The 15,101-nt window shown below is 42.6% G+C and carries 14 protein-coding genes, 5 tRNA genes and 1 rRNA gene; 1 reads left to right on the top strand and 19 read right to left on the bottom strand.

The features are described 5' to 3' along the window. Window positions 1–305: 305 nt before the first annotated feature. The 3 genes from A6K76_RS10965 to A6K76_RS10955 form a co-directional block, all read right to left on the bottom strand. Window positions 306–887, bottom strand: coding sequence for an HD domain-containing protein (locus A6K76_RS10965; protein WP_066465016.1), 582 nt, complete (start codon window positions 885–887; stop codon window positions 306–308). A gap of 95 nt (window positions 888–982) precedes the next feature. Beyond that, complete coding sequence (locus tag A6K76_RS10960; RefSeq protein WP_066465014.1) at window positions 983–2,575, bottom strand: S-layer homology domain-containing protein; 1,593 nt, start codon at window positions 2,573–2,575, stop codon at window positions 983–985. Window positions 2,576–2,698: 123 nt separating this feature from the next. Continuing rightward, the gene (locus tag A6K76_RS10955; RefSeq protein ID WP_066465009.1) at window positions 2,699–3,151 is read right to left on the bottom strand and encodes a GNAT family N-acetyltransferase; all 453 of its coding nucleotides are present in this window, start codon (window positions 3,149–3,151) and stop codon (window positions 2,699–2,701) included. A gap of 267 nt (window positions 3,152–3,418) precedes the next feature. On the opposite strand from A6K76_RS10955, the gene A6K76_RS10950 reads away from it, so the two are divergent. Further along, window positions 3,419–3,823: a hypothetical protein gene (locus tag A6K76_RS10950; protein WP_066465004.1), complete on the top strand. Its 405-nt coding sequence runs from the start codon at window positions 3,419–3,421 to the stop codon at window positions 3,821–3,823. Window positions 3,824–3,844: 21 nt separating this feature from the next. On the opposite strand, the gene A6K76_RS10945 is transcribed toward A6K76_RS10950, so the two are convergent. The 16 genes from A6K76_RS10945 to rrf all read right to left on the bottom strand — a co-directional run. Beyond that, window positions 3,845–4,339, bottom strand: coding sequence for a hypothetical protein (locus A6K76_RS10945; protein ID WP_245671981.1), 495 nt, complete (start codon window positions 4,337–4,339; stop codon window positions 3,845–3,847). A 205-nt stretch (window positions 4,340–4,544) separates the two neighbouring features. Continuing rightward, window positions 4,545–6,335: a glutamine--fructose-6-phosphate transaminase (isomerizing) gene (gene glmS / locus A6K76_RS10940; RefSeq protein WP_066465000.1), complete on the bottom strand. Its 1,791-nt coding sequence runs from the start codon at window positions 6,333–6,335 to the stop codon at window positions 4,545–4,547. Window positions 6,336–6,866: 531 nt separating this feature from the next. Beyond that, window positions 6,867–7,382: a type 1 glutamine amidotransferase domain-containing protein gene (locus tag A6K76_RS10935; RefSeq protein ID WP_066464999.1), complete on the bottom strand. Its 516-nt coding sequence runs from the start codon at window positions 7,380–7,382 to the stop codon at window positions 6,867–6,869. Between the two features lie 119 nt (window positions 7,383–7,501). Beyond that, window positions 7,502–8,851: a phosphoglucosamine mutase gene (gene glmM, locus A6K76_RS10930; protein WP_066464998.1), complete on the bottom strand. Its 1,350-nt coding sequence runs from the start codon at window positions 8,849–8,851 to the stop codon at window positions 7,502–7,504. A 112-nt stretch (window positions 8,852–8,963) separates the two neighbouring features. Further along, window positions 8,964–9,911 carry a CdaR family protein gene (locus A6K76_RS10925; RefSeq protein WP_066464997.1) on the bottom strand — a complete coding sequence of 316 codons (948 nt, stop codon included), beginning with the start codon at window positions 9,909–9,911 and terminating at the stop codon, window positions 8,964–8,966. Further along, entirely contained in the window at window positions 9,904–10,740 is an 837-nt protein-coding gene (gene cdaA, locus A6K76_RS10920; protein WP_083995402.1) for a diadenylate cyclase CdaA, read from the bottom strand. The genes A6K76_RS10925 and cdaA overlap by 8 nt, the downstream gene beginning before the upstream one ends. 225 nt (window positions 10,741–10,965) lie before the next feature. Beyond that, a complete protein-coding gene (locus A6K76_RS10915; RefSeq protein ID WP_066465018.1) occupies window positions 10,966–11,598 on the bottom strand; it encodes a zf-HC2 domain-containing protein in 633 nt (210 codons plus the stop codon). An 18-nt stretch (window positions 11,599–11,616) separates the two neighbouring features. After that, entirely contained in the window at window positions 11,617–12,180 is a 564-nt protein-coding gene (gene sigW, locus A6K76_RS10910) for an RNA polymerase sigma factor SigW (protein WP_066464995.1), read from the bottom strand. A 191-nt stretch (window positions 12,181–12,371) separates the two neighbouring features. After that, window positions 12,372–12,548 carry a CsbD family protein gene (locus tag A6K76_RS10905; protein ID WP_066464990.1) on the bottom strand — a complete coding sequence of 59 codons (177 nt, stop codon included), beginning with the start codon at window positions 12,546–12,548 and terminating at the stop codon, window positions 12,372–12,374. Window positions 12,549–12,605: 57 nt separating this feature from the next. Then, window positions 12,606–13,220, bottom strand: coding sequence for a Yip1 family protein (locus A6K76_RS10900; RefSeq protein WP_066464988.1), 615 nt, complete (start codon window positions 13,218–13,220; stop codon window positions 12,606–12,608). A gap of 565 nt (window positions 13,221–13,785) precedes the next feature. Further along, window positions 13,786–13,858 (bottom strand) — tRNA-Lys (locus A6K76_RS10895). 5 nt (window positions 13,859–13,863) lie between these two features. Then, window positions 13,864–13,938, bottom strand: a tRNA-Gln gene (locus A6K76_RS10890). A 25-nt stretch (window positions 13,939–13,963) separates the two neighbouring features. After that, window positions 13,964–14,047: transfer RNA gene (locus A6K76_RS10885), tRNA-Tyr, on the bottom strand. Between the two features lie 26 nt (window positions 14,048–14,073). Continuing rightward, window positions 14,074–14,149, bottom strand: a tRNA-Val gene (locus tag A6K76_RS10880). 34 nt (window positions 14,150–14,183) lie between these two features. Next, window positions 14,184–14,258 (bottom strand) — tRNA-Glu (locus tag A6K76_RS10875). Window positions 14,259–14,987: 729 nt separating this feature from the next. Then, window positions 14,988–15,101, bottom strand: a 5S ribosomal RNA gene (gene rrf / locus A6K76_RS10870); the annotation flags it as partial.

Here is a 15,101-nt window from a genome sequence, read left to right as displayed (position 1 = left end):
AATGTTGCTGGCATCAATTATGATGTCCAAAATTGTTTGCTAGATTGAACTAGCTATGTTTCATCAACGTTTGTTGTTCAGTTTTCAAGGTTCATGTCGCTGTCTCGAGCGAACTTCTATATCTTAGCATCTTAACCAACTTTTTGTCAACAACTTTTCTAAAAAGTTTTTTCAGCTAATTTTGTTTGCCGCTCTCTTGGCGACTTCAATATAATAACATGATAACTTTTCATTGCGCAACCCTTTTTTTTAAAAAGTTTTTAAAGTTTATACAGACGGCAATATCGATCACCGTCTGCTCATTGTTATTTAGCGATGTACGGGCTGTTCGCCTGTTTCATTTTATCGATTGCTTCATCTACAATAACGGCTCGCAGCGCTTTAAGTGTTTCATCAAACTGCGTATGCTGATCGAGGCGGAATGTCATTTCATGCTCAATTGGCAGCCACGTATGAACGCCCGCTTCGTTATGTTGCAGCTGTGCTTCTAGCTTATCGATCGCATTCGCAACCTTTGCCTCATATGTTTCTTTCGCTTCGCCTTCTTGCCATAGCGCAAAAAATGCATCGCCTTGTTCGCCAAGTGTTTCGCAAATGCGCTTCATCGCGGCCGCTTCCATTTCATGTTTGTTGTTTTTGCGCTCGCTCACTTCAAATGCTGGAATGTCTCCGATTGCGACTTCGGCTAAATCGTGAATGATGAGCATTTTCAGCAGCTTCTCCATATTAACTGGCTGTTTAAAGTGCGGCTCAAGCGTCATCGCAATTAACGTAAGACGCCACGTATGCTCAGCAACACTTTCTTGGCGACCGTCGCTTAGCCAACTGTGACGCAGCTCCATCTTTAATTTTTCAGCCGTATGTAAAAACGATAAAATGTGCTGCATGTCGTTCTCTCCTCGTTATGAATTCATACAATCTACTATTAGAGAGTATAACAAAAAGCGACCACTCGAAATAGCTTCGAATGATCGCTGAGAAATTATAAGTAGCGACGAGCGCCCGCGTAGTTGCGTAAATATACGCCTGCGTTTAATGGCTCGATGCGTACTTTTGATGCGTAGCTCGGTGCATGTAACATTTGACCGTTACCGATGTATAAACCAACGTGATACACTTTGCCTTTCCCACCTTCGTATGCAAAGAACACTAAATCGCCTGGCTGTAAGTTCTTTTTCGCTACTGCTGTACCTTTTGTCGCTTGGTAGAATGAATCACGTGGAATCATAATGCCGTGCGCGCGGAATACCGCATGTAAAATACCTGAACAGTCATAGCCCCATGAAGACGTACCTGCCCATAAGTACGGTAAGTTTAAGAAGCGCTTCGCCTCATCAATAATCGTTTGTGCAGACGGTTTCGGTACATCGCTGTAATCTTGGAATGATTTCGCATGCCCTTTTTTCAGTAATTTCGTACCGTCGCTCGGTGTTTGCACGATGTAATAGTTACCCGCTTCTTTAATGACTGGTAAAATCGTTGCGTAGCTCACTTCAATATGAACCGTTTTATAATCATCATCATATAATGGTGCTTTATCTGCTGTAATGATCGCAATTGCACATTCATCATAGTTTTTGTTCGTTTTTACAATTTGTGCAGTTGGTACCCAGCCTGGATACCCTTCTTTTTGATATGGTACGTATTGACCTTTTGCTGCAACACGTGACCAACTGCCGCGCGTTTCAAGCAATACGACTTCATCGCCGTATAACGCTTGTGTATCTGTTTGCCCTACAAGCCATTTCTTTTGTGAAAGTGACATGCTGTTTAGCCACGCTTTATAATCAACCGGATTCGTTAAAGAAGGACGGTCAACAGTACGCGCTTTATTGTAATACTTCCATAAGTTCGCAACCGCTACGTCTACTTTGTATGTCGTTTGCGTCGTTTCCTTCTCACAGCTTGCAGCAGGTGCTACCGGTGTTGGCTCCGGCACTGGTGCAGGCGTTATCGGCACTTCATTTTTAGCAACGCGGAACTCTGGCTTTAACACACGCGCCACGAACACCGCGAAGTTGCCGCGCGTTACTTTGCCAGCTGGACGATATGTACCGTCTTCAAAGCCTGTCGTAATTTGATTTCCTACTAATGCTTGAATGGCGCTCGCTGCCCAATGTGTTGCCGCAACGTCTGGGAATGTATCCGTCGATGTTGTCGTTAAACCGAACGCACGCGTAATAATGCCTGCTGCCTGCGCACGCGTTAACTGACCGTCCGGATTGAACGCACCTTCTGATCCACTCATAATGCCTAGTTCCGTTACCGTTGCAATGACTGGCATACGCACATCATCTGCCGCAATATCTGCATACGTTGGCAATGGACGTAATTCTGTATCTAGCTTCAATGCCTTTACGAGCATTTCCGCCGCTTCGTATCGCGTAATCGCCTCCGTTACACGAAACGCGCTTTCTGAATCCGCTTCAATGACACCAGCATCTGCTAAATATTGAAGTGGTGCATACGAATTGCTCGTTTCTTTCACGTCCGTAAATAGCTGCGCACTTGCTGTTGAAAATGTCGCCGTTAACACTAAGCAAAACATTAGCAGCTGTGCTACGTACTTCTTCATATATGTAACCTCCCTTAAATTTGTTCAACCTTTTCGCTCGCCACGACGATCTTTGTGACGAGCTATCCTTTATTATACAAAAAGAAAAGTGGAAAAGGATAAAACCTTTCCACTTCCCGTCATTTATTTCAAATTTTTTTCAAACATCCAAAAATCAATCGCTTGCATCCCTTGCTCATATTGCGGCTTTTTATGCTGTGCGAAAAAATCACGCTTAATGTCGTACATGCGGAAGCCGAGCTTTTGATACAGCGCCACGTTGTTTAAATTGCAGTTCGCCGTCCCAACGATAATGCGCGTATATTGCTTCGCGGCAAAAATCGTCTCCGCCTGCATAATCATTTCTTTCGCTACCCCTTGCCCGCGATACGACGGACGCAATGCGATATTTCGTAGCTCAATCGTTTCCTCATCGACAGGAATAAACAGCGCGACTCCAATAATGTCGTCATTCACACGCATTTCATACAAATCGCCCTCGCCAATGTAACGATTTAAAATTTGCTCATCCTCATCCGCCATTAACAACAGCGGCTTATACGACTCCCGATTGGCAAGCGTCTTCTCCAAAATCATGTATGTTCCTCCATTTCAACCAGTTGTGCTATGTATATGATCCGTATTAATTATAGCATTGGTTGTTCAGACGGTTTTAGAAATTCGGATATTTGCTTGAAAAGTGTTGTAGATTATACGAAAAATTTTAATAAACACTTTGAACTTTTTTATATTTTATACGCTATTTATAATATTTTGGGTAAATGTCTATATTAGCTTTTTAGTAAAATGAATGACTTATTGAAACTAGAAGCTACTTACTACGTTAGAAAGGACGTGTATACAATGAACGTTTTATTGTTATTTGTAGTTGTCATGCTGCTAAACGTAACTTACTTCATTTTAAGTTATATTTCGAGCGAGAAAGAGTTAAAGGAAATGCATAAATTTTTCGATAGTCTTTCCGATGAACACGCTGAAAAGGAGGAACTAGACCACATATCCTTTTTGCGTAAAATAGGTAAAGTAGGCGACAAAATAAGAAATGCTTTTTATTTTAATGCATCGATTCTCGCACTCTCTCTCTTTTTTATATACGTATTCCAGTTAGGTGCATACATGTTTATCGTTCCAATTGCTGTAATTATTGTTACAAACAATATGTATCATCGTATCAATCGATTTGTAAGCTATACGTGTAATTTAGCGATACACAAACTTGAAATAGAAGTTTTAGTTGAACAAGATTAACGAGCTCTATAATATGTTTTCCTATTTAATACGCGCATACTCTTCCTCAAAGCACATGTAGTAATAGCCGAGTCGGTCTTGCTGAAGAATTGCGTTACGTTCCTCTTTTATTCCTTCATTTGTAATGCTATATGCATGTACTCGTTGCACATTTAATACGTCATCTATATAGCGATACACAATGAGCACATTCGACTGCTGCACTTTATTTTTTTCAAGAATTCTTTCATTTAGCAGATCCATTCTGTCCGCACTTGTAACGTATTGAATGCCGATTACATTATGTGGAACGTATCCGCTATCTGTCGTTGAAAATAGCTTATCAATCGTTTCGATATCTTTTTGCGCTAAGCTTTCTCGCTCTAAATGCAAAGCCAAATATGCATAATGTTTCAAGTCAATGCGCGCATCCCATTTCCACCAAGCTAAATCCATCGGTCGAGAGCGTCCTAGTTCTTCATTTGGCTTAAAATCCTCAATAAACACATGAAAGCCTAGCATTTCGCCTAGTTTCATAAAAAATTCTATTTCTCTTTTTGTAAACATCGATGTATTGTGGTCGGCTGACAAATTCATTGTGCGATAACAATTCACGTAGCCTTCAAAAAATTGCATTAAATTTAAGTGCTTTTTTCAACTAATACGTCCATTATTCCAATCTCCCCCATCAAAAAATCCCCTCTAGATCATGATAATCTAAAGAGGATTTTTTACATATTTCCTACTCCACCGTCACTGACTTCGCTAAGTTACGTGGTTTATCCACATCACATCGGCGGTGCAGTGCTGCATAATAGCTAATGAGTTGTAATGGCACGACACTTACTAACGGCGTTAACAGCGGGTGCGTTTTCGGTAAGATGAAGGCGTCGTCGTCCTCTGCCATGCCTTCCATTGAAATGATGCATGCATTGGCGCCGCGTGCAGTTACTTCTTTAACGTTACCGCGAATGTTAAGGGCAACTGCTTTTTGCGTCACGATCGCAAATACCGGTGTGCCGTCTTCGATCAATGCGATTGTGCCGTGCTTTAATTCACCACCAGCAAAACCTTCTGCTTGGATATATGAAATTTCTTTTAGCTTCAGTGCGCCTTCAAGCGATACGCAGAAGTCTAAGTTGCGTCCGATGAAGAAAGCGTTGCGTGCGATTTTTAAATAATCTTCTGCAATTTTTTCTAAGCGGTCTTTGCGCTCAATAATCGCTTGAATGTTGTTTGCTGCAATCGCTAGCTCTTGCTTTAAATCAAAGTCCGTTTCGCCTGCTGTTACGTATGCAGCGACGGCAAGCACGGCAATTTGGGCAACGTATGCTTTCGTTGACGCTACGGCGATTTCTGGACCTGCATGCAGTAATAACGTGTAGTCCGCTTCTCGTGAAAGCGTTGAGCCTGGCACGTTCGTCATCGTTAACGCCTTGTAGCCGAGCTCTTTAATTTTCACGAGCACTTGGCGGCTATCGGCTGTTTCACCTGATTGTGAGATGAAGATGAATAGCGGCTTTTGTGACAGCAGTGGCATGTTGTAGCCAAACTCTGATGAAATGTGCACTTCTACTGGAATGCGTGCAATTTTTTCGAAGTATTCTTTGCCGACTAAGCCTGCGTGATAGCTCGTACCTGCTGCGATAATGTATAGGCGATCCGCTTCTTGCAGCGCCTGTAAAATGTCCGCATCAATCGTTAGCTCGCCCGCTTCGTTTGAATAAGCTTGCATAATTTTACGAATGACAGTCGGCTGCTCGTCCATTTCTTTTAACATGTAATGTGGGTACGTACCTTTTTCGATATCGCTTGCGTCAAGCTGTGCTGTAAACGGCTCGCGCTCTAGCACTGTACCTTCTAAGCTTGTGATCGTCACGCCATCTTTGCGCACGAGCACGACTTCTTTATCGTGCAGCTCCATAAACTGATTCGTCACTTGCAGCATCGCCATCGCGTCTGATGCAATGACGTTGAACGTATCTGCTACGCCAACAAGTAACGGTGATTTGTTTTTCGCCACGTAAATAACGTCCGCATCTTCGCTATCGAGTAAAGCAAGTGCGTATGAGCCATGCAATAAGCCGAGCGTTTTACGGAATGCATCTTCTGTCGATAAACCTTCTGATACGAATAAATCAACAAGCTGTACGATAATTTCTGTATCTGTATCTGAAGCGACTTGAATTCCTTTTAAGTACGCTTTTTGTAGTAAATGATAGTTTTCGATGACCCCGTTATGCACAAGCGTAAAACGTCCTGATGCGCTTTGATGCGGGTGGGCGTTTTTGCGGTTCGGTACGCCGTGTGTTGCCCAACGTGTATGCCCGATTCCTACTGATGCTTCTACGCTCGTATCGACAGCTGCGCGTAAGTCGGCAATGCGTCCTTTTTCCTTGAACACTGTAATGCCTTGTTCGTTGCGTACTGCAATACCTGCTGAGTCGTAGCCGCGGTATTCTAGCTTCTCAAGCCCCTTTAATAAAACTTCCTTTGCATCTACTTCGCCAATATATCCTACAATTCCACACATATAAAAAAGCTCCTCTAAAGAAAGCCACTCGAATGACAAGCCAAAAACAAGCGACAATGCTGACTGCTTGTAGCGAGGGCTTTCATTCTTATTTTAAATGTGCCGTAAACGCATCGTTGTCCGACCGATTGCTCAACCGTTTTCCGATCCGTTCTTTTTCGACTTGGCTAAAAGTCGGGAGGCATCCGCCGAAATTTCGATACTCCTCCACCTCGTCAGCTAAAAATATGTGTCGTCCGATTTTTTTAGCTCTGGCGCTATAACTGTTTTCCTAATGTGGTCCTCCTTTTTATGTAGCGCTTGCCATTAAAAGACATTCAACCTTTTGAACAAGCACGTTTATCATACATTAAAACATAAAAAAACGTCAAATCATTTTCAATAAAAATATGATGTCGTTCCTTACATCACTGCGTTACATATTGAACGTAAAAGACGAATGCTTATACTTATTTCCCGTCATCGGATGTGTGTAAACGTCATTTTCCAAAAAAAGCTACCTCGATATATCACTCGAGGCAGCATAGTTCCTTATTTCGCAAGCAGCTTGACGATTTCACGATTAAATGCCGGTAAATCTGCTGGTGTACGACTAGAGACGAGCTGATTTTGACAAACGAACACTTCGACATCATGAAACTTAGCACCCGCATTTTTCAAATCGATGACGATCGGCTTCACACCTGTAATGTCTCGCCCTTTAAGCGTTTCCGTATTAATTAATAGCTGCGGTCCGTGGCAAATTGTAAACACTGGCTTCATGTCATCCATATACTGCTTTGCAAATGCGACGAACCGATCATCGCCGCGCAAAATGTCTGGTGAATAGCCACCCGGAATGAGTAGCGCATCAAAATCAGCAGGTGTTACGTCCTCAATACCGTATTGAATCGTCACCGCCGTTCCATCCTTTTTCCCTTTTACGACGTCGCCTGCTTGAAAACCGATCGTTACGACTTCATGACCTGCTTCTTCTAACGCTTCTTTCGGGCTTGTGAACTCGCTATCTTCAAAATCGTTCGCTAACACCGTTGCTACTTTTGCCAATTGAAACACTCCTTCATACATCAGATTTTTAATACTTTTCCCTTTTGTCATGCGCTGAAACATTGTGTCCACAAAAAGGCGATGCATCCGTCTATTTACGAATGCACCGCCTGCTTCTATTATTCCGTTAAGCCCATTTCAGCGCGTACTACGTCTGCAATGCGTGTTACGTAATCTTTACACGCCGCTTCTGTTGCCGCTTCTACCATGACACGTACAAGTGGCTCTGTACCTGAAGGACGCACTAATACGCGACCGTCACCGTTCATTTCTGTCTCCACTTGTGCAATGATCGCGGCTACTTTGTCGTTTTGCGTTACAGCATGCTTATCTGTCACGCGCACGTTAACTAGCTCTTGAGGGAAAATTGTCATTTCCGCCGCTAGCTCAGATAGCTTTTTGCCTGTTACTTTCATAATGTTCACGAGCTGTAAGCCTGTTAATAAACCGTCGCCTGTCGTGTTGTAATCAAGGAATACGATATGCCCTGATTGCTCACCGCCGAAGTTGTAATCGTTTTTGCGCATTTCTTCTACTACGTAACGGTCACCAACTGCTGTTTGTACAGAGTCGATGCTGTTTTCACCAAGCGCTTTGTAGAAGCCCATGTTACTCATAACGGTAGAAACGACTGTCGATTTTTTTAGACGACCTTTTTCGTTTAAATATTTGCCGACGATGTACATAATTTGGTCGCCGTCTACAATTTGCCCTTTTTCGTCTACTGCAATGACACGGTCGCCATCGCCATCGAACGCTAAGCCGACATCTGCGCCGCGCTCTGTTACGAATGCAGCAAGTGCCTCTGGGTGAGTTGAACCAACGCCTGCATTAATGTTGTAGCCGTCTGGAGAAGCACCCATCGTTGAAATGTCCGCTTCTAAGTCCGCAAATAAATGCGTCGCAAGTGGAGATGTTGCACCGTGCGCACAGTCAAGCGCTACGTGTAAGCCGCCGAACTCCTCGTCCACTGTACCTTTTAAGTAAGAAATATATTTTTGTCCGCCTTCGAAGTATTCTGTAATTGAGCTAAGTTCCGTGCCAACTGGGCGTGGTAACGTATCTTCTGCATCTAATAATGCCTCAATTTGTGCTTCTTGATCGTCCGTTAATTTAAAGCCGTCTGGACCGAAAAACTTAATGCCGTTATCCGCAACTGGGTTATGTGACGCTGAAATCATCACTCCAGCATCTGCGTTCATAATGCGTGAAAGATATGCAACACCTGGTGTGCTAATAACACCTAAGCGCATGACTTCGACACCGATTGATAATAGCCCTGCAACAAGTGCGCTCTCTAGCATCGCTCCTGATACACGTGTATCTAAACCAACTAACACTTTTGCACGACCTGCTGCGTGTTGCGTTAACACGTAACCACCACAGCGTCCTAATTTAAACGCTAATTCTGGTGTTAATTCTGTGTTTGCAACACCGCGTACACCGTCTGTACCGAAATATTTACCCATGTTTAATTCTCTCCTTTAAGTATGTAAAGTTTCATCAATGTCTTGTTCAAAATAAACCGCTTTTATCATACACCCTTTTTATGCAATCTAAAAGCGGTATTTTTACAGCACTTTATCCCTCTTCTTTTTCCGCCACATCAATTTCCACTGTAACCGATGTCGGCTCTACACTCGTTACGCCATCCTTTAACGGAATCGTAATTTTTTGCGTGCCCGATTGCTTAATTTTACTTAAATCCACTTCAATCGCATATTCAGCGAGTGATTCGATAAACGATTTCGTGCCGTAAAGCTTTGCCGATTGTTGCTGCAATGAAATGTGCTCAAGCGTCAATCCATCTGGTAGCTCTCCTTGCTCTGATAGCACAAGAGGAACACGCTTCGAATACGGCTCAAGCGATACATCAACACGCACTTGCTCTGGCGACGTCGTAACGTTTAAACGGTTTAAATCACGGTCTAACACTTTGACGTTTACAAGCTGCGTGAAATCATCGTTAATAACCTCATCTGGTGAAGCGGTTGCCTTCACTGCGTTAATGCTTTCTACGACCGTTTTCGCACCTGTTACGAGCACTTTATTTGGCGATACTTGAATGCTGCGTAGCGAGTAGTTTTCACCAATTAAGCGCGTATTAATTTCCGGCTCAATCGTGAACTCCTTCGATACTTTTTCATCTATTGTCACCTCAACAAGCGCAGGCTCGATCGTCACCGTCAAGTTGTCCGATAAATTTTCGTGCTGTAACGCGACTTGGTGCTGCCCTATGCTAAGAGACTCTAAATCCGCAAACACTGTAAAATCTTTAAATAACGTCGCTTGTGTCACGTCCTTTGACGAGCCTTGAATCGTTACATCGACCGTCTCTGGCATACCTGTTACAATTAATGTCGCATCGTCATAAAATACTTCTAACGGCACATCACGTAATATTTCAAACGAGCCTTGATTGTCTACTCGACCTTCCGTTTGTGCGGGATTTAATTCTGAGCGCACTGTAAAAAATAGTAATAACGCTAAGCCAAGCGCTGTTAAACGCAGTGTCCATTTACTATCCATTATTTCTCCCCCTCAATGACCATTTTGATTTTTCCTTGGTCGTTGATGCTGAGCCAAACCATAATTTACGTAGTTGCGCTTCAAATTCATCAATCGTTAAATTGCGATATAAATTCCCAGCATCGGCAATACTAATCGCACCTGTTTCCTCTGAGACAATGACTGTAATCGCATCCGTTACTTCACTTAAGCCAAGTGCTGCACGGTGGCGCGTTCCAAGCTCCTTCGAAATAAACGCACTTTCCGATAGCGGTAAATAGCCTGCTGCTGCCGCGATTTTCCCACCTTGAATAATAACCGCCCCATCATGCAGCGGCGTGTTCGGAATGAAAATATTAATCAATAGCTCCGACGAAATGTGCGCCTGCATCGGAATGCCCGTCTCAATATATTCGTTTAAGCCCGTCTCACGCTCGATTGAAATAAGCGCACCGATGCGTCGTTTTGCCATGTAGCTGACCGACTTTTTCATCGCCTCAACTAAGCGAGCGCGCTCCTCTTCCTCTTGCCCACTCGTACGTTGGAAAAACTTCCCGCGCCCAATTTGCTCTAACGCACGACGAATTTCTGGCTGGAAAATAATAATGATCGCTAAAAATCCGTAGTCGATTACTTGCTTCAACAGCCAGCCAATCGTATTGAGCTCTAAATACACCGTAATAATACGTGCAATAATAATAATGAAAATCCCTTTTAACAGCTGCACAGCCTTCGTTCCGTGAATTAGCTTGAGTATCATATAAATGACATACCAAACAATTAAAACATCAGCCATATTAATGAGCACCTCAACAGCTGTAATATCTGTTAACTGCTTTAATAAGTCCACGTGGTCATCCCCCACTTTTTTCCGAATACATATTCAAATTATATCATAAATTGACGTCTTACATTGACCGAACGCAAACGGAGATTGACGAAACGGTCATACGTTCATTCGCTAGGCAAGCATTGTGAATCAACTTCACCACATAACAGATCGTATTCAATTCAACAAAAAAGATTGATCGATAAGCATACACTTATCAATCAACCTTTTAATAGACGCTACGTATTATTCATTTGTTGCATCCTCTTTATTAAATAACGTTGCAGCGTCTTTGAATGCCGATTTAATTTCATACCATAGCCATTCAAATGCCGCATCAATTTTTTCAATTTCACCTGTCACAACAGATGTAGATGCCATGTATTCGCCGTTGATTACAGTCACGTTTCCGTCTACTTCACCTTCAACAACGATATCACCGTTACGCACGACGATGTCACCTTTTACAACTTCGCCTTCAGGTACAATTACCGTCTGACCGTCTACAACTAGATTCGGCTGCTTCGTCACAGAAAACTGCTCATTATCATTGTAACCTGTTAACAATGTACCACCCATTAACAAAGTAAATGTCGCCGCTGCTACGACAAATGGATGGCGTCGTAACCACTTTTGAATGCCTACGTGTTGCTTTTGCTTCGGCAGACGTTGCATTACATTCGCTTGTAACGTTGGAGGTGCTGAAATATGCGTTGTACTTTTAATAAAAGCAATGGCATCACTTAGCTCATGCATATGTTGTTGGCAATTCGAACACATTTGCAAATGATGTTTTAATTCGAGTTCTTGTTCACGGTGAATATCTCCATCTAAATATTCATGCATATACTCAACAATGTATTGTGGGCATTTATTCATCATGCTTGTGCCCCCCTCCTATAAAGAATTTAGCTGCTTTCTCAGCGCTTCTCGTCCGCGATGCAATCGAGTTTTCACCGTCCCAAGCGGCATCTCTAGCACTTCGCTAATCTCCTGTAGCGACAATTCTTCAATATATTTTAAGACGACGACGACTCGATACTTCTCCGGCATTCGACTAATTTCATACTGTACGCGCTCCTGTAGCTCCATCTTCTCCAGCTCCTCTTCAGGCAATGGTGCATCTGTTGCAATTTGCGAATACATATTCAAGCCTTCCGTGCCGGCAACTTCCGCATCTAAATAGTAGTCTGGTTTCTTTTTACGTAAGCGATCGATACAAAGATTCGTCGCTATGCGATATAACCATGTTGAAAATTTTCGCTTTTGGTCAAACGTATGCAAGTTCATATAAGCTCTTACAAACGCTTCTTGGGCAATATCCTCTGCTTCTTGTTTATTACCAAGCATCCGATAGCACACTTGGTATAGAGAATGCTGATAATGGCTTACAATGTCGGAAAATGCGCTTTGATCGCCCTTCAGCACTTGTTTTATTCGTTTGTTTATCAACGCATCCATCGCGACTTCCTCTCCACCTCTTGCAGCTTCTCTACATTCATTTACGGATGAAAGCTTGAGAAGTTTCATTTTTTCTGTTTTCATTATAACAAAAAAAAATTCATTTCACGCTAAACTTCATATTTCTCACGATAACAAAAAAGCGCTTATTGTACGAAACAACATCGTTTCCTACAATAAGCGCTTATCGATTATTTATGTTTCAGCTTGTCTTTCACGTCGCCGATAACTTCCTGCACCTTGCCTTTTAACTTATCCTTTTGACCATCGCGCTCGGTTGCACGATCACCTGTCGCATTGCCGACTTGCTCTTTAATTTCACCTTTTACTTTGTTCACAGTGCTCTTTAAATCGTCCGATAAACTCATAAAATCTGCCCCCTTCTGATTTAACTTCACTTTGTACATACCCTCATCACACAATCTTTACACAAACATCGCAAAAACAGCTAAAAGGAACACGACCAATAATAAAATGACAATTAACGTCGGCATTAGCAGTGTGAAAAATGCGCGCCAGTTAGAATAACGGTTCGCCTCAGCTAACGTTGCAATCGAAATGACGATCGACCATACACCTAACACTAAGCTCACAATGCTATACGCAATCATCATTGGCGACAATGCATCACCGTTATTAAATGTATTAATGCTCAACGCCGCCCAAACGAAGCCGATGATTCCCATAACAATCGTCGGAATCGTTGCTAAAGCAGTTGCTTGAAACACATCCCAATACGTCCCCTGACCTTTAAATAGCTTACCAAATAAGAAAATAAATCCTACTGAAATAAACATCATAATTAATGCAAAAACCGATGATAACAAGCCTGATACAAGAAGCCCAACAAACGATAGCGGCTCTGTCGCAAGCGCATCATCTCCTTCGAGTCCATACGTTGCCGGATCTACAACTGGCATAAACGTAGCGAAAAATCCTGCTACTAATATTAAGCCAATCGCAAGTCGTAATAAACGATGCTCAATCATATGACGCACTGTTTTTTTAGGATGTAGCCAAACACTTGATAAAATATTCATTCCTTCTCTCACCTTCCCTTTCATTCTCTTTCATTATACGTTAACATATGAAATTAAGATTCAGCGAATTCATGAGATTGTTTAAGCAAAAAAAGTTTACACGCCCCCACATATCGTCGCTTGCAGTTGGAAATTCCTACGATGAAAACATTTCAGAACAAGTACTCGAAAATTTATGAAATGGATTATTTACAGCAACAAACCGCAAATAAATGATGTATACGAGTAGCGGTGAGCGTGCGACGAGACTCCTTGGAGAAAAGCTCGTGACTCAAGACGAGGATGAGCGATGCGGAAGCTTGAGGAAGGCGATAAACGCTACGTCCATGTAAACCGCCTCCATGACGAACATCGCATTCGCTGCCGAGCCATAGAAGATTGATCTGCGCTGAGTAATCACATAAGCATCGCGAGCCGCCATACGCTATTGCTAATTAACGGGATAAGCAACACGCTGGATATACAATATCTCACATGCCATATGTAAGTATTGAATTGAGAACCCTTATTTTGTGCAAAAAAAAACGGTAACTAACAAAGTTGTTAGTTACCGTTTTTTCGATGATGTGCCATGAAGGACTCGAACCTTCGACCCTCTGATTAAAAGTCAGATGCTCTACCAACTGAGCTAATAGCACATAAATGGCTGGGGTACCTGGATTCGAACCAGGGCATGACGGAATCAAAATCCGTTGCCTTACCGCTTGGCTATACCCCAATGAAATTTTGGACAAATAAAAAAATGGTGGAGGGGGACGGATTCGAACCGCCGAACCCTAAGGAGCGGATTTACAGTCCGCCGCGTTTAGCCACTTCGCTACCCCTCCGTAAATAACAAATCATAATAAAATGATGGTGGAGGATGACGGGCTCGAACCGCCGACCCTCTGCTTGTAAGGCAGATGCTCTCCCAGCTGAGCTAATCCTCCATGGGCTTTTGTTACTTACTAAGTATAAAATTAATGGTGACCCGTACGGGATTCGAACCCGTGTTACCGCCGTGAAAGGGCGGTGTCTTAACCACTTGACCAACGGGCCATGCTTTTAAATCTTTTAACAAGACAAGAATTATAATATCATATACTAAATCCCGTGACAAGTAGTTTTATAATCTTTTTAAAACAATTTCGCTTTTTATTCTATATACAAGGTGATTGAAATTTAGAATGCGAACGAGGCTCGAAACAAGAGGCGGACTCCAGCCGGAAAAGTGTGAGTGTGACACGAAAGACTCACGCCACGTCCGCGGAAAGCCTGCCTCGATGTGGAAAGCAACGCCATGTTATGACAAAGAACGCTATTTCGTTCTTCGCTATTATGTATACTGAATTCTGGAGTTTTTAGACACGTCCTAGTCTTTCAATACCCTATTTGCAATGTAGAAAATCCTATATGAGACACTTTTCTCTTACAAAACACAGCTTTTCAACATTACTTGAATTAAATAACCATTAAGCTAACATTTTGCGGTTACTTATCGCACATAAACTGTTTAAAGCTCATTGGTGAATACGATGTTTGTTTTTGAACGTAGTGCGATATCGATGCAACATTTACTACACTCGCTGCACCGCTCAAGCCCGCTCTCCGTTTCGTTCTTCATCGCTGTAGAGTGTTGAGAGATGGGCTTTTTCCTAAAAAATTTTGCCGTCTTTGCCATAACAATAAGCTTTGATCTCCGTTTTGTGACTGAAAATAATCGATTAGCGATGTAAAAATCGCTAATCAAAAAACCGACTAAGCATGAAGCTTAATCGGTTTGTGTGTGCGAAGCGACGTCCTACTCTCACAGGGGTAAACACACAACTACCATCGGCTCTAAAGAGCTTAACTGCTGTGTTCGGTATGGGAACAGGTGTGCCCTCTTTCCCATCATCACTT

The organism is Caryophanon latum (assembly GCF_001700325.1).
Classification (GTDB): domain Bacteria; phylum Bacillota; class Bacilli; order Bacillales_A; family Planococcaceae; genus Caryophanon; species Caryophanon latum.
The sequence above is the reverse complement of the archived record's forward strand: the minus strand, read 5'-3'. Positions and strand labels throughout refer to the sequence as shown.

Coding starts and splice junctions, on each gene's coding strand:
- A6K76_RS10965 (WP_066465016.1), bottom strand. CDS start 887: ATGCAGCACATTTTATCGTTTTTACATACGGCTGAAAAATTAAAGATG.
- A6K76_RS10960 (WP_066465014.1), bottom strand. CDS start 2,575: ATGAAGAAGTACGTAGCACAGCTGCTAATGTTTTGCTTAGTGTTAACG.
- A6K76_RS10955 (WP_066465009.1), bottom strand. CDS start 3,151: ATGATTTTGGAGAAGACGCTTGCCAATCGGGAGTCGTATAAGCCGCTG.
- A6K76_RS10950 (WP_066465004.1), top strand. CDS start 3,419: ATGAACGTTTTATTGTTATTTGTAGTTGTCATGCTGCTAAACGTAACT.
- A6K76_RS10945 (WP_245671981.1), bottom strand. CDS start 4,339: ATGAAACTAGGCGAAATGCTAGGCTTTCATGTGTTTATTGAGGATTTT.
- glmS (WP_066465000.1), bottom strand. CDS start 6,335: ATGTGTGGAATTGTAGGATATATTGGCGAAGTAGATGCAAAGGAAGTT.
- glmM (WP_066464998.1), bottom strand. CDS start 8,851: ATGGGTAAATATTTCGGTACAGACGGTGTACGCGGTGTTGCAAACACA.
- A6K76_RS10925 (WP_066464997.1), bottom strand. CDS start 9,911: ATGGATAGTAAATGGACACTGCGTTTAACAGCGCTTGGCTTAGCGTTA.
- A6K76_RS10915 (WP_066465018.1), bottom strand. CDS start 11,598: ATGAATAAATGCCCACAATACATTGTTGAGTATATGCATGAATATTTA.
- sigW (WP_066464995.1), bottom strand. CDS start 12,180: ATGGATGCGTTGATAAACAAACGAATAAAACAAGTGCTGAAGGGCGAT.
- A6K76_RS10905 (WP_066464990.1), bottom strand. CDS start 12,548: ATGAGTTTATCGGACGATTTAAAGAGCACTGTGAACAAAGTAAAAGGT.
- A6K76_RS10900 (WP_066464988.1), bottom strand. CDS start 13,220: ATGAATATTTTATCAAGTGTTTGGCTACATCCTAAAAAAACAGTGCGT.